At 67.6% G+C, this 25,898-nt stretch carries 16 protein-coding genes; all 16 read right to left on the bottom strand.

Translation table 11 applies throughout. The features are described from left to right. Position 1: 1 nt before the first annotated feature. On the bottom strand, positions 2-1,768 hold the full coding sequence (locus G6N34_RS26305) for a DUF3556 domain-containing protein (RefSeq protein ID WP_085154178.1): 1,767 nt from the start codon (positions 1,766-1,768) through the stop codon (positions 2-4). Between the two features lie 100 nt (positions 1,769-1,868). Beyond that, a complete protein-coding gene (locus tag G6N34_RS26300; RefSeq protein WP_085154176.1) occupies positions 1,869-3,257 on the bottom strand; it encodes an oxygenase MpaB family protein in 1,389 nt (462 codons plus the stop codon). A 285-nt stretch (positions 3,258-3,542) separates the two neighbouring features. Continuing rightward, positions 3,543-4,529: a DUF4331 family protein gene (locus G6N34_RS26295; protein ID WP_085154174.1), complete on the bottom strand. Its 987-nt coding sequence runs from the start codon at positions 4,527-4,529 to the stop codon at positions 3,543-3,545. Between the two features lie 102 nt (positions 4,530-4,631). Continuing rightward, entirely contained in the window at positions 4,632-6,212 is a 1,581-nt protein-coding gene (locus G6N34_RS26290; protein WP_085154172.1) for an acyl-CoA carboxylase subunit beta, read from the bottom strand. Further along, positions 6,209-11,722: a polyketide synthase Pks13 gene (pks13, locus tag G6N34_RS26285; protein WP_109788603.1), complete on the bottom strand. Its 5,514-nt coding sequence runs from the start codon at positions 11,720-11,722 to the stop codon at positions 6,209-6,211. Before pks13 ends, G6N34_RS26290 begins: the two co-directional genes overlap by 4 nt. 170 nt (positions 11,723-11,892) lie before the next feature. Then, a complete protein-coding gene (gene fadD32 / locus G6N34_RS26280; protein WP_085154167.1) occupies positions 11,893-13,785 on the bottom strand; it encodes a long-chain-fatty-acid--AMP ligase FadD32 in 1,893 nt (630 codons plus the stop codon). A 273-nt stretch (positions 13,786-14,058) separates the two neighbouring features. Continuing rightward, the gene (culp6, locus tag G6N34_RS26275) at positions 14,059-15,075 is read right to left on the bottom strand and encodes a carboxylesterase Culp6 (protein WP_085154165.1); all 1,017 of its coding nucleotides are present in this window, start codon (positions 15,073-15,075) and stop codon (positions 14,059-14,061) included. A gap of 9 nt (positions 15,076-15,084) precedes the next feature. Further along, positions 15,085-15,531: a hypothetical protein gene (locus G6N34_RS26270; RefSeq protein WP_085154164.1), complete on the bottom strand. Its 447-nt coding sequence runs from the start codon at positions 15,529-15,531 to the stop codon at positions 15,085-15,087. Positions 15,532-15,663: 132 nt separating this feature from the next. Beyond that, the gene (locus G6N34_RS26265; protein ID WP_085154162.1) at positions 15,664-16,563 is read right to left on the bottom strand and encodes an esterase family protein; all 900 of its coding nucleotides are present in this window, start codon (positions 16,561-16,563) and stop codon (positions 15,664-15,666) included. A gap of 180 nt (positions 16,564-16,743) precedes the next feature. Continuing rightward, a complete protein-coding gene (locus G6N34_RS26260; protein WP_085154484.1) occupies positions 16,744-17,790 on the bottom strand; it encodes an esterase family protein in 1,047 nt (348 codons plus the stop codon). A gap of 150 nt (positions 17,791-17,940) precedes the next feature. Further along, positions 17,941-18,915 carry an esterase family protein gene (locus G6N34_RS26255; protein ID WP_109788595.1) on the bottom strand — a complete coding sequence of 325 codons (975 nt, stop codon included), beginning with the start codon at positions 18,913-18,915 and terminating at the stop codon, positions 17,941-17,943. A 137-nt stretch (positions 18,916-19,052) separates the two neighbouring features. After that, positions 19,053-21,056 carry a terminal beta-(1->2)-arabinofuranosyltransferase gene (gene zomB, locus G6N34_RS26250; RefSeq protein WP_085154482.1) on the bottom strand — a complete coding sequence of 668 codons (2,004 nt, stop codon included), beginning with the start codon at positions 21,054-21,056 and terminating at the stop codon, positions 19,053-19,055. Positions 21,057-21,144: 88 nt separating this feature from the next. Further along, entirely contained in the window at positions 21,145-22,047 is a 903-nt protein-coding gene (locus G6N34_RS26245) for a decaprenyl-phosphate phosphoribosyltransferase (protein WP_407663285.1), read from the bottom strand. A gap of 20 nt (positions 22,048-22,067) precedes the next feature. After that, positions 22,068-22,628 (bottom strand): phosphatase PAP2 family protein, encoded by a 561-nt coding sequence (locus G6N34_RS26240; RefSeq protein ID WP_085154158.1) that lies wholly within the window; start codon positions 22,626-22,628, stop codon positions 22,068-22,070. Continuing rightward, a complete protein-coding gene (locus G6N34_RS26235; protein WP_085154156.1) occupies positions 22,621-24,546 on the bottom strand; it encodes a glycosyltransferase in 1,926 nt (641 codons plus the stop codon). Before G6N34_RS26235 ends, G6N34_RS26240 begins: the two co-directional genes overlap by 8 nt. Beyond that, the gene (gene glf, locus G6N34_RS26230) at positions 24,543-25,757 is read right to left on the bottom strand and encodes a UDP-galactopyranose mutase (RefSeq protein WP_085154154.1); all 1,215 of its coding nucleotides are present in this window, start codon (positions 25,755-25,757) and stop codon (positions 24,543-24,545) included. Before glf ends, G6N34_RS26235 begins: the two co-directional genes overlap by 4 nt. Positions 25,758-25,898: the final 141 nt, after the last annotated feature.

Below are 25,898 nucleotides of genomic sequence, written 5' to 3'. Positions count from 1 at the left end.
GTCAGGCACCGACCTGATCGTGCCGCCACGTGACCGTCAACGGAATGGGCCCGTCGGGCAACCAGGGCTGAGCGTTCACGGCATCCTCGGGGTTCCAGGTGCCCCGTTCGATGACTCCCAACGCGGCGTCGATCACCTTGTAGTGCTGGATCTTACGGTGGATGGGCTGCGACTCCACCCACACCACGATCAACTCGCCGGGCTCGTACTGGGCCTCGTCCTGCACGGCCCGGATCAAGTCCTCGTCGTGCAGGTGGCCGTCACCGAAGTTGAAGCCCACCAAGGTGTTACACACGACTTCGGCCTCCCGCACGGTGCGCTGGTCGACGTCGGGCAGGTCCTTCAGCAGCACCGAGAAGAGGCCTCGGCCCTGGCTGTGCAGGGCCCGCCACGCCAGGATCTGCTGGTGGAAGATCTCGGCGGTCGACGGGTCGTACCCGAAGTCGATCAACTGGTCGACCGGGTTGGGCGACGCCCTGGTGACCCGGTCGAGTTTCGCCTCGGCGCCCGGCGCGAACGCCCAGACCGCCGACGCCCAGTTGCCCGCGTATTGACGCATGCTGGGCAGGAACGACACCAGATCGGGACGCAGGTTGCCCAGCACCGGGTAGAAACTCAACGCGGCGATGAGCAGCACCACGAGCCACGGCGAGGACATGTCACCCAGGCCGTAGCCCTCTCCGTTCGGGAAGCCCACGAAGAGGAAGACCGTCACGTAGGCGAACAGAGCATTCCACTCCACCGGCACGGCCAACGGGAACGTCGAGATGATGAACAGGTGGAACCCGACCATGATGGCGACCGCGACCGCCGTCAACCACGGCCACGGCGAGAAGAGCAGCGTCAGCGGCGCGAAGATCTCGACCACGGTGCCCGGTCCGTGCGCCATGAACGTCGCCAGGTGTGATGGCCGCAGATCGTCGGGGTGGTGCCGATAGTGCGCGCGTTTGAGCCAACGCAGCGGCATCGACGGACTGTTGCTGACCATCGGTGGGATCACGCTGGTGAAGTGGCACCCGAACTTCGACACCCCGGCCCAGAACCACACCGTGACGATAAGGATCTTGCCCGCGACGATCATGTCGACGAAAGGCATTGTTGCGAAGAAGAACAACGCGGGCAGGTACTGCTCGCCGCGGGCCGCCAGGAAGACCGTCTTGTCCCGCAGGCCGATCAGGATCAGCGCCACGATGGGCACCACAAGCAGCGCTGGGGGCACCAGGCCGGAGGTGTTGTCGGGCAGCGCGGCCGACAACGACGGGCTGTCGACCCCCGGCGCGCACAGGGCCACCACCAGCGACACGATCAGCGCGACGTACAACGCGATGTCGACCCAGGTGCGCCGGTCACCTCCGGTCAGCGGCACCCATTTCCACGGCGCCAGTCGAATGGTGTTGGGCTTGGCCCAGAATCGGAACCCCCCGGTCATGGGCTTGGTCTTGCCGGCCAGCGGCCCCCAGGACCCGCCGAGCCCAAGCACTTCGAGCAGCACGGTCCACAGGACGGCCTTCTGGTAGACGATCGGCTGATCCCACCATTGCGAGACATGCCAGAAGGCAGGCAGATCCGACGTCGCCGTGGCGATCGTGACCCCGAGGATGCCGTAGAACACCACCAGCTTGGCGATGTAGAGCACGTGGATCATGCGGGGTACGCCATAGCCCTGGTCGACCCACTTGAGCGCCATGATTCGGATGCGCTCCATGAGCGGCAGCGCGAGGAACTCGTCGTGGTCGACATCGGGCAGGGTCGGGGTGATGAATCCCATGCGCGGCTCCTTGCGACGACTGCCCTAACAGTAGGAAGGTCGCGCGCCCCGATTCAGCGTTTTGGCGCGATGGGTGTCCCCGCTCGCGAGCCCGCGAAAGCTAGCCGGTGAAACCCTCTCCCGAGGTGGAACGGTCGTGGCTGGTGTAGGTCAGCGGGATCTGCTTGCCGTCCGCGATCTTGTTCAGCATCGCGATCCGCTCACGTGCAGCGGCACCGCTGCGCTTGCGGCGCTCACGGATCGGATTGGACCACGGCGCTCTGTCGGCCAGAATCGCGATGCCGACGTTGAGTCTGGTGAGCCGCTCGAAGTTCCGGACTCGGCGTTCGATGTTGTAACCCAGCGGCTCGAACATCGTGCCCTCGAGCATCGCGTTGATCTGCTCGTACCCGAACACCACACCGGCCGGGGCGAACGCGATGTTCGCGGTGATCTGGTTGGCGTACCGGAACACGACCTTCTTCAGCAGGCCGGGCAACGTCTCCGTCAGTGTCCTCAGGTGCTCGGGCCCGGCGATCGCGTCGATGAGTTCGGCGCGCCACGGCGACGGCTTCCCACCCCGGGCCAGCACGTAGTTCAACGACTTGATGAGCTCCAACCCGTTCGGGGAGTACAACCGCTCGGGGGCACCCCACAACCGTCCGGAGAACGAGGAGTACTCGGCGAGATCCTCGAGTTCCTGGTGCGTGAGCTTGCGGCCGAACGCGTGGTCGACCAGGCGTCCGAGGAGCATGCCGCTGCCGAATCCCAGCAGCGACGTCACGGGAATGGGTTCGCCGAATTTGAGGTAGAGGTCGTCGCCCCATTTGCGCCGCAGCCCGCGACTGGCCAGCGCGTGCATCAGCCGCACCCGCACCACGTCCTGGAAGGCCTCCGAGTGCCGGTCGAAGATCTCCGGCAGGGTGAACTCCGCGAACACTCGGGCGGTTTCGATGAATCGGCGGGGTCCGTCGTCTGCGAACCGACCGGTGGCCCCGGTGGCGGCGGAGATGTCGCCCGTCATCGCAGTCTCGTACACCGCCCATCCGCGGATGATCGTGGTGGCGGACACCGTGCTCGACATCGCGAGCATCCGGCCGCGTTCGGCGGCGACCAGATCGAACTGACCGGGCAGCTGGTCCAGGTGCTCGAACAGGTCGACGAGTTCGCGCGGGGCATCCTCAACGGTGTCGATGCCGCGGGTCAGCGCCTGTTCGAACAGCGCGCGCCCGCGTTCATAGCCGATGCGCTCAAACGCGTCGACCACGCCGATCATGTGCTCGTCGCCCTGCCAGAAGTAGTCATCGCGCATGCGCGTGATGTCGTTGGGTTCGACTTCTTTGTCGACGTCGATCCACTGGCCGAACATGAACTTGCGCATGTGGCGCCACTGGTCGGCGAACTGGTCACGGCCCGGCGGGATGGGCCGCAGCGGGCGATCCGGGTGATCCCGTCGATTGAAGTCGACATCCTCGAGGAGGATGTCCGGACGCTCGCCAGTCACAGTCATGAAGCGACCCAATCTAGGAGTGCGGGGCTTTACACCGAGGCTAGCCCACTGTCACGCCGTTGTTAACGGGCATTCCGCATGTGGTGGCTCGTCTGTCGAGGAATCTGACGCGGCACACTATCCCGGGCGTGGCGGGGCCAGGCTGGTGGCGCGGGGGACCGCTTCGCGGTCGACGACTGGCTGGACCTCGAACCCCTCTGAGGACCCCTGTGACGCCCAGAAGAGCCGCGATGACGGCCCACCTGGGCGTTCATGTACGCCAGGCTCTTCTCGACGGCCGGAACGTCAGTGCGGGGCGCCGAGGTAGGGGAACTCGTCGATGGTGTCGGTGTGCGGGCTCAGCCCGGACGGCGGGCAGGCACCCTTGGTCAGGAAGTCGACGCGGAAGCTGACGACGTCATCGCCGAACGTCCGTCCGTTGGGGTAACCGGCAGGCCGGTTGGGGTTGTAGGTGAGCAGGTCGGGCAGCGTGCCCTCCTGCTCGATGGCTGCGATGGCCTCGGCGCGCGTGAAATCGCCGGTCTTCGTCATCCGGTCGATGAACAGGCCGATCCAGCGCTCGCGGTCGTGGATCGGGTTGGTGGCGTAGTACGCCGCGCGGGTCTCGTCGTCGGCCAGGAAGCCGCGCACCGCCGGATGCCCGACACGGTCGAGGTGGTTCCAGTCGCCGTTCTGGCGCACCGTGCACCGTCCCCACACCCGGATGTCCGGTGCGGCACCCAGCGCCGATGTTGGGACCTCGACCGCCAGCGCGATCACGTTGGTGCCGAGGTTGGAGTCCACGCCCGTCCACGGGGACGGGCGCTCGCCGAGCTTGCCGTCGAAACTCAGCAGGTTCTTCACGCCGTCGATGTCGCAGAAGAGCGGATCGCTGCGCACGCCGGCAGCGACCGTGAAACTGCCCGAACTGCGCACGTCGGTGGCCGCACCGCGGGTCAGTTCGACGCCGGTGAACAGCCTGGAGCCGACGGCCTGGGGTTCCTCGGCGTCGTTGTCCACCGCGAGGTAGACGTCGAACGTCTGAGTGCCGTCCTCGCGTGGCTGCGAGAACACGAAGCTGAAGGCGATGTCGGTCCGCAGATCGCCGTCGTTGTCGATGTTGATCCGGTAGACCGCGTCCGGGTTGAGCGCCTCACCGCCTGTGTTGGCGGTCAGGATCAGCACGGTGTGCGTGGGGTCGGCGGGTGAGGCGAAGACGTAGAGGTCTCGCAGGTCGAGCCGCTGATCGCCCAGCGGCGGGTTCGCACTCAGCCCGATGTACTTGTCGGCCATATCTCAATCCATATCGTCTCGCCCCCGCGAACGTGCGCAATCTACGCGATATACCCGGCGTGTCGACCGGGGACACCCACCTATGCGCGGCGGCGTGACGTGCTAGATCGGGAGCAGACCGTGCTTGCGCTGAACGCGACCCTGGATCTGCTTGTCCCGCAACAGCTGCAACGACTTGCGCAGCAGCAGCCGGGTCTCGTGCGGCTCGATGACGCCGTCGATGTACCCGCGCTCGGCCGCGATCCACGGCACCGCCATGCCCTGGTTGTAGCCCTCGATGAACTCCTTGCGGATCTTCTGCACCTCGGGCGCGGTCGGGTCCGGGAAGCGCTTCACCAACAGCTGAGCGGCGCCCTCGGCCCCGATCACCGCGATACGGGCCGTGGGCCAGGCGAAGTTGAGGTCCGCCGACAGCTGCTTGGACCCCATCACGGCGTGCGCGCCGCCGTAGGACTTGCGGATCGTGAACGTCACCTTCGGGACGTCGGCCTCGACGACGGCGTTCAGGAACCGGCCGCCGCGCTTGATGATGCCGCCCTTCTCCTGCTCCACACCCGGCATGAAGCCCGGGGTGTCGACGACGAACACCAGCGGCAGGTTGTAGGAGTCGCAGAACCGGACGAAGCGCGCGGCCTTGTCCGACGCCTCGTTGTCGATCGCACCCGACATGTGCATCGGCTGGTTGGCGATCACGCCGACCGGGCGACCGTCGACACGGGCGAACGCCGTGATCATGGCGGGGCCACCCTGCTCGGCCACCTGGAAGACCTCGCCGTCGTCGAAGATCCTCAGCAGGATCTCCATCATGTCGTAGGCCATGTTGTCCGAATCCGGCACGAGGGAGTCCAACTCCAGGTCGTGCGGCGTGATCTCAGGCTCCAGGCCCGGGTTGATGATCGGCGGATCGTCGAACGTGTTGGCGGGCAGGAACTGCAGGTAGTCCCGCACGTACTCGAACGCCGCGGCCTCGGACTCCACCACCTGGTGGATGTTGCCGTAGCGGGCCTGCGCGTCGGCACCGCCGAGTTCGTCGAGCGTGACGTCCTCACCCGTGACGTCCTTGATGACGTCGGGGCCGGTGACGAACATGTAGCCCTGATCGCGGACCGCGACCACGAGGTCGGTCTGGATCGGCGAGTACACCGCACCGCCCGCGCACTTGCCGAAGATCAGCGAGATCTCGGGCACCAGGCCGCGCAGCAGTTCGTGGCGACGGCCCAACTCGGCGTACCAGGCCAGCGACGTCGCGGTGTCCTGGATGCGGGCGCCGGCCGAGTCGTTGATGCCGATGATCGGGCAGCCGACCATGGCCACCCACTCCATGAGCCGGGCCACCTTGCGGCCGAACATCTCACCGACCGAACCCTGGAACACCGTCTGGTCGTGGCTGAACACACCGACGGGACGGCCGTTGATGGTGCCGTGCCCGGTCACCACACCGTCGCCGAAGAAGGCGTTGGGGTCGCCGGGTGTGCGGGCCAGCGCACCGATCTCGAGGAAGCTGCCCGGGTCGAGCAGTGCATGAATACGCGCCCGAGCCGACGGGATGCCCTTCCTGTCGCGACGGGCCCTCGCCTTCTCGTCACCGGGATCCTTGGCGAGCTCCAGCTTCTCGCGGAGCTCGGCCAGCTTCTCGGCCGTGGTCACCGGACTGTTCACAGCGGGGACGGATTCTTCAGTCACGACGACTGGTTACCCTTCTGCTCTGCCTGGATCTTGGTGATCGCCTGGCTCATGTGTGCCCCGACCTTAGCGATGTAGGGCTCGTCGATGGCCTGGATGTGCTCGCCGCCGATGTTCACCACCTCGAGGTCCGAGGCGTACTCGCCCCATCCGCCGTCGGGCTGACGCGTCGAGTACGCGGGCTCGAACGTGATGGCGTCGTCGTGGTAGCGGTCGGCCATGTAGAGCACCACATGCCCGTCGTAGGACTGCGGCACCGCGATCTCGAGGGTCCGCTGGTCCAGGTACGACGTGCGTTGGTGCTCGATGATGCCGCCCGGGATCTGTACGCCGGACTCCTTGACCGCGTCGAGGACGAACTGCACCTGACCCGCATCGTCGAGATTCTCGAGCTGCTCGTACGGGATCTCCGGGATCTGCACGTTGAACGTCTTCTCGGCGAACTGGGCGTAGCGGGCCCAGCGCTGACGGGTGCCCTCCCGGCTCTGGTCGATCGGCACGCCGGGGCGCACGGTGTCGATCAGGCCGACGAACTCGACGTCGGCGCCGGCCTCCTTGAGCCCGATCGCGCAGGCGTAGGACAGCGCCCCGCCGAGCGACCAGCCCGCCAGGAGGAACGGCTTGCCCTTGGCTCCGTCGGTCCAGCCGTTGAGCTCCAGCAGCTTCGGCACATACTGCGCGGCGCGCTCCTCGATGGTGCCCTCGACGCGCTCCAGGCCGATCATCGGCGTGCCCGCCGGGAGGCGGTTGAGCAGCGGCTCGTACACCACCGTCGACCCGCCCGCGGCGTGGAACACATACACCGGCACCTGATCGTCGTTCTCGGGCGCGCGGATGGTGCGCACGAACCCTTCGAGCTCACCGGCCTCGAGGAACTCACGGACCGTGGTGGACAGCGCCTCGATCGTGGGCGCGAACTTCACGTCCTCGGCCGTGATGGTGCCCTCGGCCCGCTCCGACAGTCGCTGCGCCATCTTGGCCGCGGTGTCGTCGTCGAGTGCGGGCAGCGAGTTGAAGATGCCGCCCGGCGACTTGCCGGTGACGATCGCCCACGTCGCGAACGTCAGACGCTCCGCCGCGTCACGCGGAGGGACGTCGGAGTTCAGCGCTGCGGCGACGGCCTGCTGGTTCAGCGCGGCCGCGGCGGCGGCCAGGTCCGGACCCGGCTTCTCCTCATCGACGGCCGGAGCCACGGGCGCAGCCGCGACGGGGCCCGCGGGGTTGCTGGGCGGCGGCGGAATGGCCCCCGGCCCAGCCGGATTCGTCGGCGGCGGCGGAATGGTCGCCGCGGTCTCGCTGTCCATGCCGATGGCCTGCGCGTTCAGTCCTGCGGCCTCGGCGGCCACCGCGGGCTCCGCGGCCGGGCCGTCGGCCTCGTCGGCGGGAGCGACCCCACCGTCGCCCTGCCCGGCCACCTCAGCCAGACGCTGCTCGATCTCGGCGGCCGTGCTCGCACCACCCAGCAGTTCGGCCTGCGCCTTGGCGAACTCCTCGGGGCTGGCGGTCTGCTGGAACTGATGCAGGTCGGACACCTCGTCGCGGTGCTCGACGGCGTAGATGATCAGCTGCTCGACGTTGTAGAGGTTGGCATCACGCACGGCCTGCAGCTGGATCGGCGGCAGGTCGAAGTCGTACTCGACGCGGTTCTTGATCCGCACCGCCATCAGCGAGTCCAGACCCAGCTCGATCAGCGGCACCTCACGCGGCAGGTCCTCGGGCTCGTAACCCATGGCGCCGCCGACGATCGCCGCCAACCGGTCACCCACGGTCTCCCCGGAGTCCGGCGACCACTTGGCGAATCCGGCACCGAGGTTGGCGCCCTGCGCGAGGTTGTCGGACAGGATCGCGGCGTCCTCGACGACCTCGGGTTCGAGCGTCGCGACCGACGCCACGTCGGTGCCGGCCGCAGGCAGTGCGACGGCAGCACCCGCGGCGGACGCGGTGGGCAGCGCCGAGGCCTGCCCGGCCCGAGTCACGACCGCGTCGAACACCAGCGTGAAGGACTCCTCGATGCGGGCGTGCACCTGCACCGTGGCGCCACCGGGGTGCCGGGTCAGGGTGGTGACCAGACGCGACCCCTCACCCGGGATCGCGCGCTGCTCGAACGCCGTCAGTGCGGCGTCCGGAAGGACCTGGGCCGCAGCGGCTTTCACGAGACTCGACAGATCCGTCGCGGTGACCGCGGCCTTGGGCGCGAACTCCCAGATGTGCCTGCCGTCCGGCGTGGCGACATGGTTGCCCGGCATCAGCGCCGACGCGTCACCGGTGAACCGCACGTCCAGCCAGTACGGCTTGCGCCGGAACTTGGTGGGCGGGACGTCGGCGTAGTCGGTCGCCGGGTCGATCGGCCGATCCGCCGGGTTCGGGAACAGCGTGCGGAAGTCCAGGTCGTGGCCGTGCACGTAGAGGGTGGCCAGCGCCGTCGTCATCGAGTCGACCTCGTCCTGCTTGCGCGCCAGCGTCGCGATCAACTGCGCGTCGTGCAGACCGGCGGCCGCGGTGGTCAGGCCCACCTGCATGAGCGCGACCGGGTTGGGGGCCAGTTCGAGGAACGTCGTGTGCCCGGAGTCGACGGCGTTGCGGATGCCGTGCGTGAAGTACACGCTGTGGCGCAGGCCCTTCTTCCAGTACTCGACATCGTGAATGGGCTCGCCGCCCGGGCGAATGTAGCCGCCCTCGTGCACCGTGGAGAAGTAGCCGGTGACCAGCGGCAGCGGTTCGATGCCCTGCAGTTCGGCGGTGAGTTCGCCGAGCAGCGGATCCATCTGCTGGGTGTGGCTGGCGCCCTTGGTCTGGAACTTGCGGGCGAACTTCCCCTCGGACTCGGCGCGCGCGATGATCGCGTCGACCTGATCCGGCGGACCGCCGATGACGGTCTGCGTCGGGGCCGCGTACACACAGACCTCGAGGTCCGGGTAGTCGGAGAACACGGTCTTGATCTCGTCGGCGGAGTACTCGACCAGCGCCATCAGGCGGATGTACTCACCGAACAGCATCGCCTCGCCCTCACCCATCAGGTGGCTGCGCGAGCAGATGGTGCGGGTGGCGTCGGCCAGGCTCAGGCCTCCGGAGAAGTACGCGGCGGCCGCCTCGCCCAGCGACTGCCCCACGACGGCCGCGGGCTTTGCGCCGTGATGGCGGAGCACCTCACCGAGCGCGATCTGGATGGCGAAGATCACCAGCTGGACCACTTCGATGGGGTATTCGCAGGTCTCGTCGGTGTAGTCGACGGAGTCGTCGAGGATCATCTCGACGATCGAGTAGCCACGCTCATCCTGGATCAGCGCATCGACCTTGTTGATCCACTCCGCGAACACGTCGTTGCGCAGGTACAGGCTCTTGCCCATCTTGCGGTGCTGCGCACCGAAACCGGCGAGCACCCAGACCGGGCCGTTGGTCACCGGGCCGTCGGCCGCCAGGACCAGGGGGCTCTGCTTGCCCTCGGCGAGCGCGCGCAGACCCTTGACGGCCTCGTCGTGGTCGTGGGCCAGGACCACCGCACGGGAGCGGCCGTGGTTGCGGCGCGAGAGTGAACGTCCGATGGCCTCCAGCGAGGTGGCACGGCCGGCCTCACTGTCGATCCAGTCGGCCAACTCGGCCGCCGCGGTCCGCTTGCGCGACGTCAGGAACGCCGAAACCGCCAGCGGCACAATCGGCTTGATCTCGTCTTCGGTGGCGGCCAGTTCCTCACGGGCCACCTCAAGCAGACGCAGTGCCTCGTCGGTCAGGCCGGGCAGTTCCGGCTCCGTGTCGACGGTGCGACCGTAGAACTCGTCATCACCGCGAACGTCATCCGCGTCGTCCTCGATGAACTCGCCGTACTCGTCCATCTTCACGCCGCCGACGTAGACGGCGTTCGCCTCACTGTCGGCCGCCGTGTCGGTCTTGGATTCCGAAACCGGTTCGGGCTCAACGAGATCGCTGGGCAGGACCTCACGCACCACGAGGTGGGCGTTGGCGCCGCCGAAGCCGAATCCGGAGACACCCGCGATCTTGTGCCCGCTGTAGCGCGGCCACTCGGTCACCTCGCTGGTGACCTTGAGGTGTTCCTTGTCGAAGTCGATGTAGGGGTTGGGGCCCGCGTAGTTGATCGACGGCGGGATCTTGTCGTTCTTGATGGCCAGGGCGACCTTGGCGATGCTGGCCGCACCCGCAGCCGACTCCAGGTGTCCGACATTGGATTTCACCGCACCCAGCAACGCGGGCTGATCGGCGGCACGGCCCTTGCCGACGACGCGTCCCAGCGCGTCGGCCTCGATCGGGTCACCCAGGATGGTGCCGGTGCCGTGCGCCTCGATGTAGTCGACGGAGCGCGGGTCGATACCGGCGTCCTTGTAGGCCTTGCGCAGCACCTCGGCCTGCGCCTCCGGGTTGGGCGCCAGCATGCCGTTGGAGCGACCGTCGTGGTTGACCGCCGAACCCGCGATCACGGCCAGGATCTCGTCACCGTCACGACGCGCGTCGGCGACCCGCTTGAGCACGATCATGCCGCCGCCCTCGGACCGGGCGTAACCGTCGGCGTCGGAGGAGAACGACTTGATCCGACCGTCGGGGGCCAGCACGCCGCCGACCTCGTCGAAGCCGATGGTCACCAGGGGCGTGACGAGCGCGTTCACGCCGCCGGCCACGACGACGTCGGCCTCCTTGGCGCGCAACGCCTTCACACCTTCGTGGATCGCGACCAGCGAGGACGAGCACGCGGTGTCGATGGCCATCGACGGACCGCGGAAGTCGTAGAAGTAGGACACCCGGTTGGCGATGATCGAACTCGCGGTGCCGGTGATGGCGTATGGATGGGCCGTGGTCGGGTCGGCGACACCCAGGAACTGATAGTCATTGGTCGAGGATCCGACGAACACGCCGACAGGCGTGCCGCGCAGGCTCGAGGCTGGAATCCGGGCGTGCTCCAACGCTTCCCAGGTCAGCTCGAGGGCCATCCGCTGCTGCGGATCGATGTTGTCGGCCTCCATCTTCGACAGCGCGAAGAACTCGGCGTCAAAGCCCTTGATGTCCGAGAGGTAGCCGCCGCGGGTGCGGGCCCTGGCGACTCGTTCGGCGATCCGCGGTTCGGCCAGGAACTCCTCCCACCGGCCCTCGGGCAGGTCGGTGATGGCGTCGCGGCCCTCCATGAGCGCGGCCCACGTCTCGTCGGGCGTGTTCATGTCGCCCGGGAAGCGGGTGGCCAGGCCAACGATCGCCACATCCCATTCGCCGGCGTCGCCGACAACGGCCCGTGACCAGTCCTCGTCATCCAGACCCGAAAGGTCCTCTTCGGGCTCACCCTCGACGATGACCTGGGCCAGCGCCTCGATCGTGGGGTGCTTGAACGCGACCGTGGCGGTCAGCGTGGTGCCCGTCAGGTCCTCGATGTCCGAGGCCATCGCCACGGCGTCACGCGAGGACAGTCCGAGTTCGACCATCGGGGCGGACTCGTTGATGGTGTCCGCCGACTGCCCGGTGGCGTTGGCCACCCAATTGCGCAGCCACTCGCGCATCTCCGGCACGGACATCTCGGTGCGCGCTGGCGGCGTGGCGGAATTCTCCGCCTTCGAGTCGGCCGCTGCGGTGTCGGGATTTGCGTTTTCTTCAGACATCGAAGGCCTCACTCACTTCTCTTCGGCGGAGTCTTGAGGGCGTCGAGAGCCCGTCCTCGGCTCGCTCTCGGGTTCGCCTCGTGTTGTCAGTCCAATGCGTCGGGGAAGGCGTTGGCGACCTTGCCCGAGCGCAGCGTGCCGTCCAGGTAGGCGGCGCGGCAGGCCCGGCGACCGATCTTGCCGCTGGAGGTGCGCGGGATGGCACCCGCGGGGGTCAGCAGCACGTCGCGCACCGTGACCCCGTGGCGCACGGCGATCGCGGCGCGGATGTCGTCGGTGATGGGTCCGACCTCGAGCTTGTGGGCGCCCGGGGCACGCTCGGCCACGATCACCAACTGCTCCGAGGTGTCGTCGGCATCGCGCTTGATACCGGAGTGCGCGTTCTCGAAGACCTCGTCGGGCAGCTGGTTGGCCGGCACCGAGAAGGCCGCGACGTACCCGGTGCGCAGCGCCTTGCTGGCCTCCTGCGCGGAGTACTCGAGGTCCTGCGGGTAGTGGTTGCGACCGTCGATGATCACCAGATCCTTGACGCGGCCGGTGATGAACAGTTCGCCGTCGTAATAGGCGCCGTAGTCGCCGGTGCGCACCCAGAAGGCGTCGTCGGTGGCGCCCTCGGCGTGCGACGGGCTGGTGCGAGACTTCAGGATGTTCTGGAACGTCTCGATGGTCTCGCGTTCCTTGCCCCAGTACCCGGTGCCCATGTTCTGGCCGCTGATCCAGATCTCGCCGATCTGGCCGTCGGGCAGTTCGGTGGCCGACTCGGCGTCCACGATGACGGCCCACTCGTCGAGGCCGACCTTGCCTGCGCCGGCCTGGGCGACCGCCTTGGGCGAGTCCTCGGAGACTTCGACGAACCGACCCGAGTTGAGCTCGTCACGATCCACCGAGACGATCTTCGGTTCGTTGGTGCTCGGGGTGGTCGAGACGAACAGCGTCGCCTCGGCCAGGCCGTAGGACGGCTTGATGGCCTTGGGGTTGAAGCCGAACGGACCGAAGGCCTCGTTGAACCGGCGCACGGTGGCGGCCGAGATCGGCTCGCTGCCGTTGAGGATGGCCTTCACGTTGGACATGTCCACCGCGCCTGGGCCCTCCTTGGGCACACCGCGCGCGGCCGCATGGTCGAACGCGAAGTTCGGGGCCACCGAGATGGTGCCGCCGGTGTCGTCAGGCTTGCGGGCCATCTCGCGGATCCAACGCTCGGGGCGACGGACGAAGGCGGCCGGGGTCATGAAGGTGAACCGGTAGCCGATCATCGGCGCGATCAGGGCGGTGATCAGGCCCATGTCGTGGAAGAACGGCAGCCAGGACAGTCCGCGGTCGCCGTCGTCGCCGTCGAGTCCCTCAACCACCTGCAGCACGTTGGTGGCCAGGTTCAGGTGGGTGATCTGCACGCCGGTCGGGATGCGGGTGGAACCCGAGGTGTACTGCAGGTAGGCGATCGTGGTCTCGTCCGGCTCCTCCGGCTGGACCCACGTCGCGGCGACCTCGTTGGGGATGGCGTCGACCGCGATGACGCGGGGGCGCTGCTTGGCGGGGCGGCTGCGGAAGAATTTGCGCACACCCTCGGCGGCGTCGGTGGTCGTCAGGATGGCCGAGGGCTCGCAGTCGTCGATGACGGCGTGCAGGCGGCCGACGTGGCCGGGCTCCGACGGGTCGAACAGCGGCACTGCGATGCGGCCGCCGTAGAGCGCCCCGAAGAAGGCCACCAGGTAGTCGAGGTTCTGCGGGCACAGGATCGCCACGCGGTCACCGGGCTCGGTGACCTGCTGCAGGCGGGCGGCCACCGCCTTGTTACGAGCGCTGAACTCGGCCCAGGTCAGGTCGCGGGCGACGCCATCACGCTCGGTGGAGAAGTCCAGGAATCGGTAGGCGAGGCTGTCGCCGCGCACCTTGGCCCACGTCTCGACGTGTTTGACGATGCTCGCATTTTCGGGGAAGACGATCCGCCCGTCCTTGACGAAAGGGTTGTGGAACGCCATACATCTCTCCTGTCGAAAACGCCTGTGTTGCTCAGCCGTCGCGAGCCTGCGATGCGGCGTCGGACGCCACGTCACACTGCCGCTGATCCCAAACCCCACAGATGGTACAGACGCGGTGGGGCGCTGTTCCGGTTCGTCCGGGCACGCAGGCAGCAGCGACGCTGCTCTTAGTCAGTTCTTAATGTTACGGGCCGGTAGCACCGTCGACAAATCTCTGCCGCCAACATCACACGGGTCTGTGACCGGACCGAGACAAAAACCCAGGAGCCCGGCCTACCCGTGTCTGGGATGGGGCGCATTGTCGATGAGGCCCCGCGCCCAGTTGGCAGTCCAGTCCGTGGCCGGTAGGCCGTCGATCTGCCAGAACTGCGGAGTGGCGTACATCGCGTGCACGGGCTGTCCCGCACCCCCGGCCAGCGTCTCCAGCGTGCGAGGCAGGTTGGTGATGTTGAACGCGCTCTCCGGAGCCGCGCAGATCAGATCGCCCGCAGCGCAGATCTGGTTGGTCCGGTTGTTGAGCAGGCCGAAGCCACCGGGCCGCGGGCCGGTCATCTCCAGTCCCAGCGTCTTGAGCATCGGCACGTCCTGCAGCGTGATCTCCGCACCCTGCCCCGGCGGGGTCGGGCCGATGTCCTGCCCCACGCCCGTCTGGCGCCGCCCGTCCGCGATCAACGTCACACCGAGCACCAGGTCTTCGTCGACCGGACCCCGGCCGTTGCCGATGTCGCTCGCGATGTCGCCGGCGATGACCGCGCCCTGCGAGAAGCCCATCAGCACATAGCTGCTCAACGGGCAGCGCTCGTTCATCTCGGTCAGCGCCTTGACCGCGGCGCGGGTGCCCTCGGCACGGCTGTCGTTATAGGACATCTGCTTGTCCGCGGAGAACGGATTGTGGAACTGCGCGGTGTAGGGAACCGTGTACACCTGGACTCGCTCGGCGCCGAACTGCTGTTGCAGCGGTGCGCTGACCTTGAGCATCAGCGACATCGGGAACTGCGTCGGGTTGAACGGGTCATCCGTCGGCCATGACTCCCAGGTGCCGGGAATGACCAGCGCCTGCACGTCGGCGCAGCTCGCATCCTGGAACTCCGGACGCGGTTTCTTGCCCGGCGTGGTCTGCGTCGGCGGCACGGCCGTCGGCGGGACCGCGGTGGGCGGCGCGTCGGGACGGCGCACGATGACGACGATGATCGCCACCACGAGAGCGATGACAACGGCGACAGCCGCGGCCGCGATGATGCCCAGGATGCGGTGCCGACGGCCCCGCGAGGTCTTAGAGGTGCGAGCCATCTTCTCCTGCTAGCAGAGTCGGTCGGTTGCGACGCGCATGTACGTCGAGGTCACATCGTCGACCTGGCTGGCCAACGAGGTCACCGCGACTCCGGGTTGCGCACCGCGGATGTCACCACGAACCAGGGGGAGCACGAAATCGCGCACCGCCTGATCGTTCTGGCCCGCGGCGTGTGCCTGACAGATGTACGAGCCTATCGACAACCCCAGCAGATCACTCGACGGGTACACGCCCTCGTCCTTGAGCGCATCGAGGTAGGCGCGCTGCTCGGCCGAGATCGAGAAGTTGCTGGCGATCGCCGGGTCGGGCACCGCCAGCGCCGGGAGAGTGCCGGGCCCCGGCGCCCCGCCCGGATGGTGCGGTACGCCAGCGGTCTTCATCACGTGTTCTCCGGGCGTACAACCGCACACCAGGGCCACGCCTGCGACGGCGATCAGCAACGACAGCCCTGCCATGAGGGCGGTCCGCCCCCCGGCTCTGAGACTGGCCCGGTTCTGCACGACTCCACGGTACCGGCTGAAAACATATGCAGGGTTATGCCCGCGGCAGGGCGATACCCAACTGTGTCCGAACCGCCCGGCTAACCCCTAGCGGATTGCGGCGACGAGGTCGCCCGACATCGCACCGAGCTGTGGCGCCCACGAGCCCCAGCCGTGGTCCCCACTGGTCGGGAAGTCGAAGTGGCCATTCGAACCGCCGTTGGACCGGTACTGCGCGTAGAACGAACGGTTGCTGCCCTGCGCCTGGTCGGCATAGCCGATCATCGCGGCCGGATCGCTGGCCGTCAGGGTCTGAGGGCTGAAGACCCACAGGCGGGTGTTGTTGTCGATCAGCAGCTGCGAGTGCACCGTGGGGTCGTGCCACTTCCAGCGACCGAGCTGGGCCGGGCCCCACATCCGGTTCGCGTCGGCCCCGCCGAACTGCATCATGCCGGCCTGGATCGCGCCGTTGAGGAATGTGTTGGACGGGTTCATGAAGCCCGACATCGACCCGGCGTAGCGGTACCGGTTCGGGTAGAACGCGGCCAGCGTGACGGCCGCGGTGCCGCCCTGCGATGCGCCGACGATCGCGTGCCCACCCGGCGCCAAGCCCTTGTTGGCGGCCAGCCAGTCAGGCAGCTCACTGCTCAGGAACGTCTCCCACTGCTTGCTGCCGTCCTGCTCCCAGTTGGTGTACAGGCTGAAGGCACCGCTGGCGGGAGCCACGACCGAGACGCCCTTGCCGCCGAGGGTGTTCATGGCGTTGCCCGCCGTCACCCAGTTGCTCACGTCAGGGCCTGCGTTGAAGGCGTCGAGCAGGACCACGGCATGCGGGCCGCCGCCCTGGAACGCCACCGGGATGTCGCGGCCCATGGCCGCCGAGGGCACCTGCAGGTACTCCACGCCGTCGGCGTGCGCGACGCCCGCCTCGCCATGCACCGCACCCGCGCTCCACAGCGAGGCGGTCAACGCGAGGGCACAGACTGCCCGGACAACGATTCTCAGCATCCTGTACCCACCTCGTGCGCCCCTCACCGATTCGGACTTGCCCCCATCCGCAACGTAGTGAATCACATCACCGCAACACCGGTCGCGGGGTCGGGGCTTTCTGCGGTGCCAGCACATGCGAGAAGGCGGCGAACCCGAGGGGTCCGCCGCCTTCTGTCGCTGGTCTGTTGACCGCTGGTGCTAGCTGCCGTCGCCGGCCGGCTCCGCAGCGGCCGCCAAGGCGGCCGGGTCCTGCGGGGTGGCACCCAGCACGCGCTGGATGTCCGGCTTCATCTGCTGCAGCTGCTGTCCCCAGTAGGGCCAGTCGTGCGTTCCGCCTGCCGGGAAGTTGAAGACACCGTTGGTGCCGCCGGCGGCGATGTACTCGTCCTTGAACGTCTTGTTGGTGCGCAGCGTCAAGCTCTCGAGGAACTTCGCGGGCAGGTTGTCGCCCGCGACGTTGCCGTTGACCTCGGCAGGCTTGCCGTTACCGCAGAAGATCCAGATGCGGGTGTTGTTGGCAACGAGACGGTCCATGTTGACCATCGGGTCGTTGCGCTTCCACGCGCTGTTGGGGTCTTCAGTCTTGCCCCACATATCGTCGGCCTTGTAGCCGCCCGCATCACCCATCGAGATGTTGATCAGGAACGGCCACCAGCCCTCGGACGGGTTCAGGTAGCCCGACAGCGACGCTGCGTACTGGAACTGGTTCGGGTGCCAGATGGCCAGCGTCAGCGCGGCCGAACCGGCCATCGACAGACCCACCGCGGCGGTCCGGGTGTTGTCGACGCCCTTGCCCGCCAGGAAGGCAGGAAGCTCCTGGGTCAGGAACGTCTCCCACTTATAGGTCTGGCAGCCGGCCTTGCCGCAGGCGGGCTTGTACCAGTCGGCGTAGAAGCTGGACTGGCCACCGACCGGCATCACCATCGACACGCCCGAGCCGTAATACCACTCGAACGCCTGCGTGTTGATGTCCCACCCGTTGAAGTCGTCCTGGGCGCGCAGACCGTCAAGCATGTAGACAGCCGGCGAGTTCGGGCCACCGCTTTGGAACTGCACCCGGATGTCGCGACCCATGCTGGCCGACGGCACATCCAGGTACTCCACGGGCAGACCCGGACGGGAGAACGCGCTCGCCGTTGCGGTGCTGCCGACGACGCCGATCAGACCGGGCAGCAGTGCCGCAGCAGCGACTCCGGCAGCGAGGCGGCGCCCCCACGCACCGCGCATCTTCTCGACAAGTTTCATACAGCTTCCCATCCCATCTTTTTCGTGTACGCCGCACGATCCGGCTTCAACTGACTCCTCGCAGCGGCCCTCGTTCCGCCGCCGACCAAGTCCACGTGTTCCTGTAGTCAACCACAGGTTCTTGGTTCGATCTCTTCTCGTCATCTCCAGCTAACCGGCCACCGTTGCGATCAGATCGGGCTTCATGGCCTGCAGTTGTTGCCCCCAATACCCCCACGAGTGGTTGCCCGCGGGCGGGAAATTGAAGGTGGCATTGGTGCCGCCTGCAGCGAGGTATTTCTCCTGGAATCGCTTGTTGCTCGCGATCGCGAGCGTCTCCAGGCTCGTGGCGCTGAGCGCCTGGTTGGGGTCCGCGCTTTCGTCGATCTCGGTCTGTCCGCCGGGTGCGCAGTAGATCCACAGCCGGGTGCCGTTGTTGACGATGGTCTGCACTTGGACCACAGGGTCGTTGCGCTTCCAGGCCGGGTCCCACGGAGGTCCCCACATGTTGTCGACGTTGTAGCCGCCCGCGTCGAGCATCGCCACTCGGATGGCCTGCTTCATGAACGCGGTCGACGGGTTGAGGAAGCCCGACAGCGACGCCGCGAAGCGGAACTGCCCGGGGTGGTAGGCGGACAGGATCAGCGCCGCGCCACCGGACATCGACAGGCCGACCACGGCGTTGCCGCTGGGCGACACCGATTTGTTGGCCGAAAGGTAGGCGGGCAGCTCACGAGTGAGGAATGTCTCCCACTTATAGGTGTAGCCCTGCTTGTTGAAGCTCGACGGCGAGTACCAGTCGCTGTAGAAGCTGGACTGCCCGCCGACCGGCATGACCGTGGAGATGCCGGACTCGTGGAACCACTCGAACGCCGGGGTGTTGATGTCCCACCCGCTGTAGTCGTCCTGGGCCCGCAGACCGTCAAGCAGGTAGACCGCGTGCGGTCCGCCACCCTGGAACTGCACCCGGATGTTGCGGCCCATGGCTGCCGAATACACGTCGAGGTACTCGACGGGCAGGCCCTCCCGGGAGAACGCCGACGCGGTGGGCGCGCATGCGACCAGCGACACCGCGGGGACGGTCAGCGCAGCCGCGACCAGGGCGATCAGGCGGCGCGCAGCAGGCAGCACACCAGTCGTCCTCATTCTCAAGACGTGTTCCATCCATTCGTTCACACTCGCGGCCGGTGCGCTCGAAGCGCATCTCCTGCATCCGTATCGCCCGGGCAGTACCGCAGCGTTACCGGGGCGCCCGTGGCGGCCGGCTGTGACTGAGCCGGCGGTCAGGGACCGGTAGCCGGTAGCCCAGTGTAAGGGGGGTTGGGCAGTTCGGGCTCATCCAGTCCGCAGCGCAGCAGTTCGTACTGCGGCACCCGATCGATGCGGTACTTGGTGTAGTCGTAGGCATGCAGCACGTTCGACAGGAACCGGCGCGGACCCAACGGCGCCCGAATCGAGGTCAGCACCGCATCGGTCGCGGGGCACTGCAGTGCCGCTTCGGCCTCGCGGATCCAGCCCTCGTCGAGATAGGTCGGAATGTAGGGCGGTTCCTTGAGGAACGGGCCCTCGGCGACCGCCCAGTCCGGGAACAGATTCTTGTCGTGCCCGATCCGACCGTCCTCGAGGCGCGCGGTGTGCGCGGCCAACGGGTTGGCCAGCCCGATCTGGTCGATCACCCGGACATTGAGGCCAAGGTTCATCCCGGTCATCCCGAGGTTGGTGAAAAAGACTGTGTGCGGGCCTCTTTCAGTCCGTGGCGGTGCGCCCGGCGGTCGCGGCGGCGGCGGGATCGCCGGCACGACGTCCCACTGGTCGTAATTACCCGCCGGCAGCAGCAGGGCACCGTCGGGGGTGTTGTTGATGGCCACCAGGGCGGCGCGCATCCGTGGGTAGTCGAGGTAGTCGGCCGCGGTCAGCGGATGCGCATGCCCGGTGGCCTGCGAGTAGAACCGGCGTTCGTCGACGATTCCGGAGTGCGTGACGCGGGTGGCGTCGGGCCCTAGACCGGGTGAGTTGGCCGCCCACAGCGACCAACCGACCACGCTGCCCCACAGCACCGTGGTGGCACCGGCGAGCAGATATCCGGCCTCCCGGGAGAACCGGGCACCGTCGGGCTTCACCACGGGAATCACCGCGACGGGCGCGAGCATCAGGAAGATCGGGGTCAGCAGCACCCGGCCGTGCATGAAGTCGCCGCCCTGCCGAATCCAGTAAACGCCCTGGATGAACCCGCTGACGACGAAGAACGCGGCCACCACGGGCGGCCGCTGCAGGGTCCGCGCCCACCGCGGATGCTCCCGTGAGATGTTCTGGTCGATCCACCACGGCCGACTGTGCGTGGCCGCCAGCAGCAGGGCCAGCGCCACCAGCAGGATGGCCGGGATCCACAGCGAATAGGGCTTGTTGAAGTTGGCCAGGTACGTGAAGCCCTGCTCCCACTTCGATCCCGAGGCGTCCTTGGCCACCGCGGTTCCGGGCACGATCAGCGCGTAGTAGCCCATCCGGAAGATCTGGTAGCCCACCGGCAGCAGGCCACCCGCGACGACGATCATCAGGCGGTGCCGCCACCCGCGCGTGGTGAGCAGCAGCAGGACGAGCACGCCGCCGCCGACGAGAGCGAGTTCGGGGCGGACCAGCACGCTCAACCCGGCCACGAAGGCCAGTGCCGCGAGGAATCCCGGCCCGGTGGCGCTGAACCGTGACGGCGCGCGCACGGCCTCGGCGCGCAGACCCTGCGACCAGCAGACCGACATCCACCACAGCAGGCCGATATAGGTCAGCACCAGCCCGTTCTCCAGGCCGGACGTGGCGAAATCGCGCGCGGGCGGAATCGCGATGTACACCAGGACGCCCGCGGGCAGCAGCAGGGCGCTGCGGCCCTGCAGGCTGGGGGCGAAGAGGCGGGCCGCACCGAGCATCAGCAGCACGACGCCGAGCAGCGACAGCGTCAGCGCGATGGCCAACGCGATGTACTCCAGGCGCATGGGACCGCCGACCACGCCGCCGAGGTACATGACGTAGGTCCACAGCGTGGAGGTGTTGGCCTCGACGCGTTCACCCGCGTTGAAGACGGGTCCGTTGCCGGCCATCAGGTTTCGGACCGTGCGCAGCACGATCAGTCCGTCGTCGGCGATCCAGCGGCGCTGCCAGGCGCCCCAGCCGAACAGGGTCGTGACGACGAGGATGCTGCACCACAGGCTGATTCGGGCCGACAGGGGCAGCGGGAACACGGGTTTGAGTGGGGGCGCGGGCGGCGGGGTCTGCCGGCCCCGGCCAGCGGGCTGGATCGGCTCGGTCGCCGAGGCAGCAGGCGTCGACGTGGGTGCCCGTCTCAGCGTGGGTGGTGCCGGCTGACGGGAGGCCAGCACTGCGGAGTCACCCGAAGTAGATTGCGGCACCGACTGTTCCGATCAACGCCAGGGCCAGGAGTTGCAGGACCCGGTCGCGCAGCGCGATGTCCTCTGGTTCGCCGGCGATGCCGCCGTCGATGTCGACCGCGTAGCGCAGGATCGCCACGGTGAAGGGGATGATCGAGACCGCCCACCACGAGGCCGTGCCGCCGTCGCGCTCGAAGGCGAACAGGCCGTAACACAGCACCACCGCGGTGGCCGAGAGCGTCCACACGAACCGCAGATAGCTGCTCGTGTAACTCTCCAGCGACTTGCGGATCTTGGCGCCGGTGCGCTCGGCCAACTGCAGTTCGGCGTAGCGCTTACCGGCCGCCATGAACAGCGAACCGAACGCCATGACCAGCAGGAACCATTGGGAGAGCTGGATGTTGGTGGCCGCGCCGCCCGCGATCGCGCGGATCAGGTACGCCGAGGAGACGATGCAGATGTCGAGCACCGCCTGGTGTTTGAGACCGAAGCAGTAGGCCAACTGGATGGCGATGTAGACGCCGATCACCACGGCGAGGCTGGGGGTGGTGAAGTAGGCGATCACCAGCGACGCCACGCCCAGCACCACGGCCAGCGTGTAGGCCAGGGACTCCGACACCACGCCTGCCGCGATCGGGCGGAAGCGCTTGGTCGGGTGCTGCCGGTCGGCCTCGACGTCGCGCGCGTCGTTGATCAGGTAGATGCATGAGGCGGCCATGCAGAACACGACGAACGCCATGGCGACGTGGGTGATCAGGAACCCGTAGTCGTATTGGACGTCGGTGCCCAATGCCGCCAGCGGCGCCACCAGGACCAGCAGGTTCTTCACCCACTGCCGCGGGCGCAGTGCCTTGATGACACCGCTGAACAGATTGCTGGGCGGGCCGGGTTCGCCGGCCACCTTCTGAGTCCCCTGCTCGCTCACTGGGCTCCTTCGATCCGATCGGCAATCGCCTCAGTCGCTTTGGCCACCACCGCGCCCACCAGGACGCCGGTCGCCACGTCGCTGGGATAGTGCACGCCCAGGACCATCCGTGACAACGCCATGGGCGGCACCAGAAGGGCGGGCAGCGGCAACCCGGTCGCGCGGCCCATCAGGATGGCCGCCGCAGTGGTCGACGTGGCGTGCGCGGACGGGAAGCTCAGGCGACTCGGCGTTCCGACGTTGACGGCGATCGCGGGGTGGTCGGGCCGAGTCCGGCGGACCACTCGCTTGATGACCACGGCCGCCGCGTGCGCGGCGAACGCCCCGACACCCGCGGCGATCCACTCCCTGCGGCGGCGCCGCGAGAACATCGCGCCGAGTGCGGCCAACGCCATCCAGCCCAGGCTGTGCTCACCGAAGTGCGACATCCCGCGGGCCAGTGGAAGCACGCCGGGTCGCGTCGCCAACGCGGACTGCACCGCCACCAGCACGGCGTCCTCGCCACTCGGCGGGAGCGCGTCCGACTTGTCCACGCTGGCCGCCCCGTTGTCACGCATCGCTGGATTCCAGCAGCACCGATTCCCACCTCTGCTTGCTGGTCAGTTCGGGCAGCGCCTCCCGGTAGACCCGGCGCATGGTGTTGTACTTGCGCGCCAGTTTCACGTGCTGGCGCAACGAGGCGCGCAGCAGCTCGAACATCTTGGCCCGGTCGCGCTGCCGGAACACCACGCCTCGGCCGTCGGCCGTCGTCACCGTCACGCCGTCCACCCTGCACAGCAGGAACCAGCGGGCGTCCTGGGTGGCGATGTTGAGTTCGGGGCGCACGTGGTGGGCCCGGTTCTCCTTGCGCAACTGATGGGTCAGCCCGCGGGCGAGCCGAATCCCGATGGTCGGCAGGGACGTCGGCGGCCTGTGCACCGCACGACGACCGGACGGGGCAGGCAGCGACGTCGCGCCCGGCAGCACCACGGCGTCGGGGTACTCCTTGCGCATCCGATGCACCTCGGGCAGGGCGGACTCCAGGATCGAGAAGATGTGCTCCGGTCCGGCGAGGAAGTCCTCGATGGCCCGATTCTGAATCGCGACCGTCGAATACTCAAGGCAGAGAAGGTGCTTGAGCGTGGCCTTGATCGAGCTCTTGATCAGGCCCTTGACCTCGCCGTCCCAGTGCAGCGCAGAGACCACCAACCGGTTGCGCAGGTGGAAGTAGGCCTGCCAGTCGATCGCGTCGTCCTTGTCGCTCCAGGCCATGTGCCAGATCGCGGTGCCCGGCATGGTGACCGTGCCGTAGCCGTGCTCGGCCGCGCGCAGACCGTAGTCGGCGTCGTCCCACTTGATGAACAGCGGCAGCGGCTGACCAAGCTCCTCGGCGACCTGCCGCGGGATCATGCACATCCACCAGCCGTTGTAGTCGACGTCGATGCGCCGGTGCAGCTGCAGGCTCTTGTCGGACTCGTCGTCCAGCGGGTACTTCGCGAAGTCGTGGTCGTACTCGGTGAACGGGGCGTTGGTCCACATGAAGTTGGCCCGGTCGACGACCTCGCCCATGACGTGCAGGTGCGAGGGCTCCTGCAGGTTGAGCATCTGTCCGCCGATCAGCGTCGGCGTCTTGGCGAACCGGTTGAGCGCGAGTGCCCGCAGGATCGAGTCGGGCTCGATGCGGATGTCGTCGTCCATGAACAGGATCTGCTCACAGTCGGTGTTCTTCAGCGCCTCATACATCACGCGGCTGTAGCCGCCCGAACCACCGAGGTTGGGCTGGTTGTGGATCGACAGGCGATCGCCCAGTTTCTCGGCCGCGGCGGCGAAGTCCGGGTGGTCGACGGCCTTCCGGTTGCCCTGATCGGAGACGATCACCGCACCGATGACGTTGTCCACCAACTCATCCGACGTCAGCGCGGCCAGTGCGCTCACACAGTCGGACGGGCGGTTGAAGGTCGGGATGCCGACGGCGATGTCGGCCCGGCCCGGGGCCTCGACCGGCGCGTACCAGCCTGCGCTGTGCAGCGTCACCGCACTGTCGGTGGTGATGTCGAACCAGATCCAGCCGCCGTCCTCGAACGGGTCCAGGCCGATCTCGAACTCGGTCCAGGCCGGCGTCGACGGGTCCGGGCTGGACACCGGCGCGCCACCGACCGTGATGCGCGCTCCGGTGGCCTTGGTGCGGTACACGTCGACCCGCGCGCTTCCGGTCAGTTCGACGCGCAGCACGACCGACTTCAGCGTCGACCAACGCCGCCAGTAGCTGGCGGGGAAGGCGTTGAAGTACGTCGCGAACGACACCTCGGACTCGGTCCCGATCTCCAGGGTGGTGCGGGTCGGGGCGTGCGCCCGGCGGGCGTTGGTCTCGGACTCCTCGATGTAGAGCTTGCGCACATCGAGCGGTTCACCGGGACGGGGCAGGATCACCCGGGACAGCAGGCTGACCGCCCGGGACTCCGCTGTACCGAGCGGCCCTGAGGGAATGTCACTCATGCTGTACTGCTCTCTTCACTGTCGGTCAGCGGCGCACCGTCGACCAGGTGCGGCGCCAGGGTGTTGTCGTACATGTTCAGCGCGCTGGCGATGGCCATGTGCATGTCGAGGTACTGGTAGGTGCCGAGTCTGCCCCCGAACAGCACCTTGGCCGACGCGGTCTCGGCCTTGGCGCGGGACCGATACTCCGCCAGCAGCGCACGGTCGGCGTCGGTGTTGATCGGATAGTAGGGCTCGTCGTCGTTGTCGGCGAACCGCGAGTACTCCCGCATGATGACGGTCTTGTCGGCCGGGTAGGTGCGCTCCGGGTGGAAGTGCCGGAACTCGTGGATCCGGGTGAAGGGGACGTCGGCGTCGTTGTAGTTCATCACCGGGGTGCCCTGGAAGTCTCCGGTCGGCAGCACCTCGAGTTCGAAGTCGAGCGTGCGCCAGCCCAGGCGGCCCTCCGCATAGTCGAAGTACCGGTCCAGCGGGCCGGTGTAGACGACCGGCGCCGACGGGGACTCGCTGCGCAGTTGGTCACGGACGTCGAACCAGTCGGTGTCCAGGCGGACCTCGATGCGCTCGTCGGCGGCCATGTTCTGCAGCCAGGCCGTGTAGCCGTCGACCGGCAGACCCTCGTAGGTGTCGTTGAAGTAGCGGTTGTCGAACGTGTACCGGACCGGAAGGCGAGTGATGTTGGACGCCGGCAGTTCGGTGGGGTCGGTCTGCCACTGCTTGGCGGTGTAGGCCTTGATGAAGGCCTCGTAGAGTGGTCGGCCGACCAGGCTGATGGCCTTCTCCTCGAAGTTCGCCGCGTCCTCGGTGGCGATCTCGGCGGCCTGTTCCCTGATCAGCTGCCGCGCCTCGTCCGGGCTGAAGTAGCGGCCGAAGAACTGCGACACCAGGCCCAGCCCCATCGGGAACTGGTAGGCCTGGCCCTTGTGCAGCGCGAAGACGCGGTGCTGGTAGCCCGTGAAGTCGGTGAACTGCCGCACGTAGTCCCACACCCGCTTGTTGGAGGTGTGGAAGAGGTGGGCGCCGTATTTGTGCACCTCGATGCCGGTCTGCGGTTCGGCTTCCGAGTAGGCGTTGCCGCCGATATGGGGCCGCCGTTCGACGACGAGGACGCGCTTGCCCAGCTGGGTGGCCACGCGCTCGGCGATCGTCAAACCGAAGAAACCGGATCCGACGACAAAGAGGTCGTAGCGACCTCGATCAGGAGAAGTCATCGGCAGCAAGGGTATCTGACGGGGCCACTTCGGCCGATTCGACGGGCTGCGCCGCTTCGGCACTGCTCAGCGCGCTGCTGAGTCAGCCAGGTCGCCGCCGGTTGCGGATCCCGGTCCCGGGGACGTCTCGGGGGCGACGCA

Origin of the sequence: Mycolicibacterium confluentis (genome assembly GCF_010729895.1) — a bacterium.
Taxonomy (GTDB): domain Bacteria; phylum Actinomycetota; class Actinomycetes; order Mycobacteriales; family Mycobacteriaceae; genus Mycobacterium; species Mycobacterium confluentis.
This window is presented reverse-complemented; position numbering and strand designations above follow the sequence as displayed.

Excerpts from the sequence above, each read along its gene's own strand:
- G6N34_RS26240 (WP_085154158.1), bottom strand. The coding sequence starts at position 22,628 with ATGCGTGACAACGGGGCGGCCAGCGTGGACAAGTCGGACGCGCTCCCG.
- G6N34_RS26300 (WP_085154176.1), bottom strand. The coding sequence starts at position 3,257 with ATGACTGTGACTGGCGAGCGTCCGGACATCCTCCTCGAGGATGTCGAC.
- G6N34_RS26260 (WP_085154484.1), bottom strand. The coding sequence starts at position 17,790 with ATGAAACTTGTCGAGAAGATGCGCGGTGCGTGGGGGCGCCGCCTCGCT.
- G6N34_RS26305 (WP_085154178.1), bottom strand. The coding sequence starts at position 1,768 with ATGGGATTCATCACCCCGACCCTGCCCGATGTCGACCACGACGAGTTC.
- pks13 (WP_109788603.1), bottom strand. The coding sequence starts at position 11,722 with ATGTCCGTGCCGGAGATGCGCGAGTGGCTGCGCAATTGGGTGGCCAAC.
- G6N34_RS26255 (WP_109788595.1), bottom strand. The coding sequence starts at position 18,915 with ATGAGGACGACTGGTGTGCTGCCTGCTGCGCGCCGCCTGATCGCCCTG.
- G6N34_RS26295 (WP_085154174.1), bottom strand. The coding sequence starts at position 4,529 with ATGGCCGACAAGTACATCGGGCTGAGTGCGAACCCGCCGCTGGGCGAT.
- G6N34_RS26270 (WP_085154164.1), bottom strand. The coding sequence starts at position 15,531 with ATGGCAGGGCTGTCGTTGCTGATCGCCGTCGCAGGCGTGGCCCTGGTG.
- glf (WP_085154154.1), bottom strand. The coding sequence starts at position 25,757 with ATGACTTCTCCTGATCGAGGTCGCTACGACCTCTTTGTCGTCGGATCC.
- culp6 (WP_085154165.1), bottom strand. The coding sequence starts at position 15,075 with ATGGCTCGCACCTCTAAGACCTCGCGGGGCCGTCGGCACCGCATCCTG.
- G6N34_RS26265 (WP_085154162.1), bottom strand. The coding sequence starts at position 16,563 with ATGCTGAGAATCGTTGTCCGGGCAGTCTGTGCCCTCGCGTTGACCGCC.
- fadD32 (WP_085154167.1), bottom strand. The coding sequence starts at position 13,785 with ATGGCGTTCCACAACCCTTTCGTCAAGGACGGGCGGATCGTCTTCCCC.
- G6N34_RS26235 (WP_085154156.1), bottom strand. The coding sequence starts at position 24,546 with ATGAGTGACATTCCCTCAGGGCCGCTCGGTACAGCGGAGTCCCGGGCG.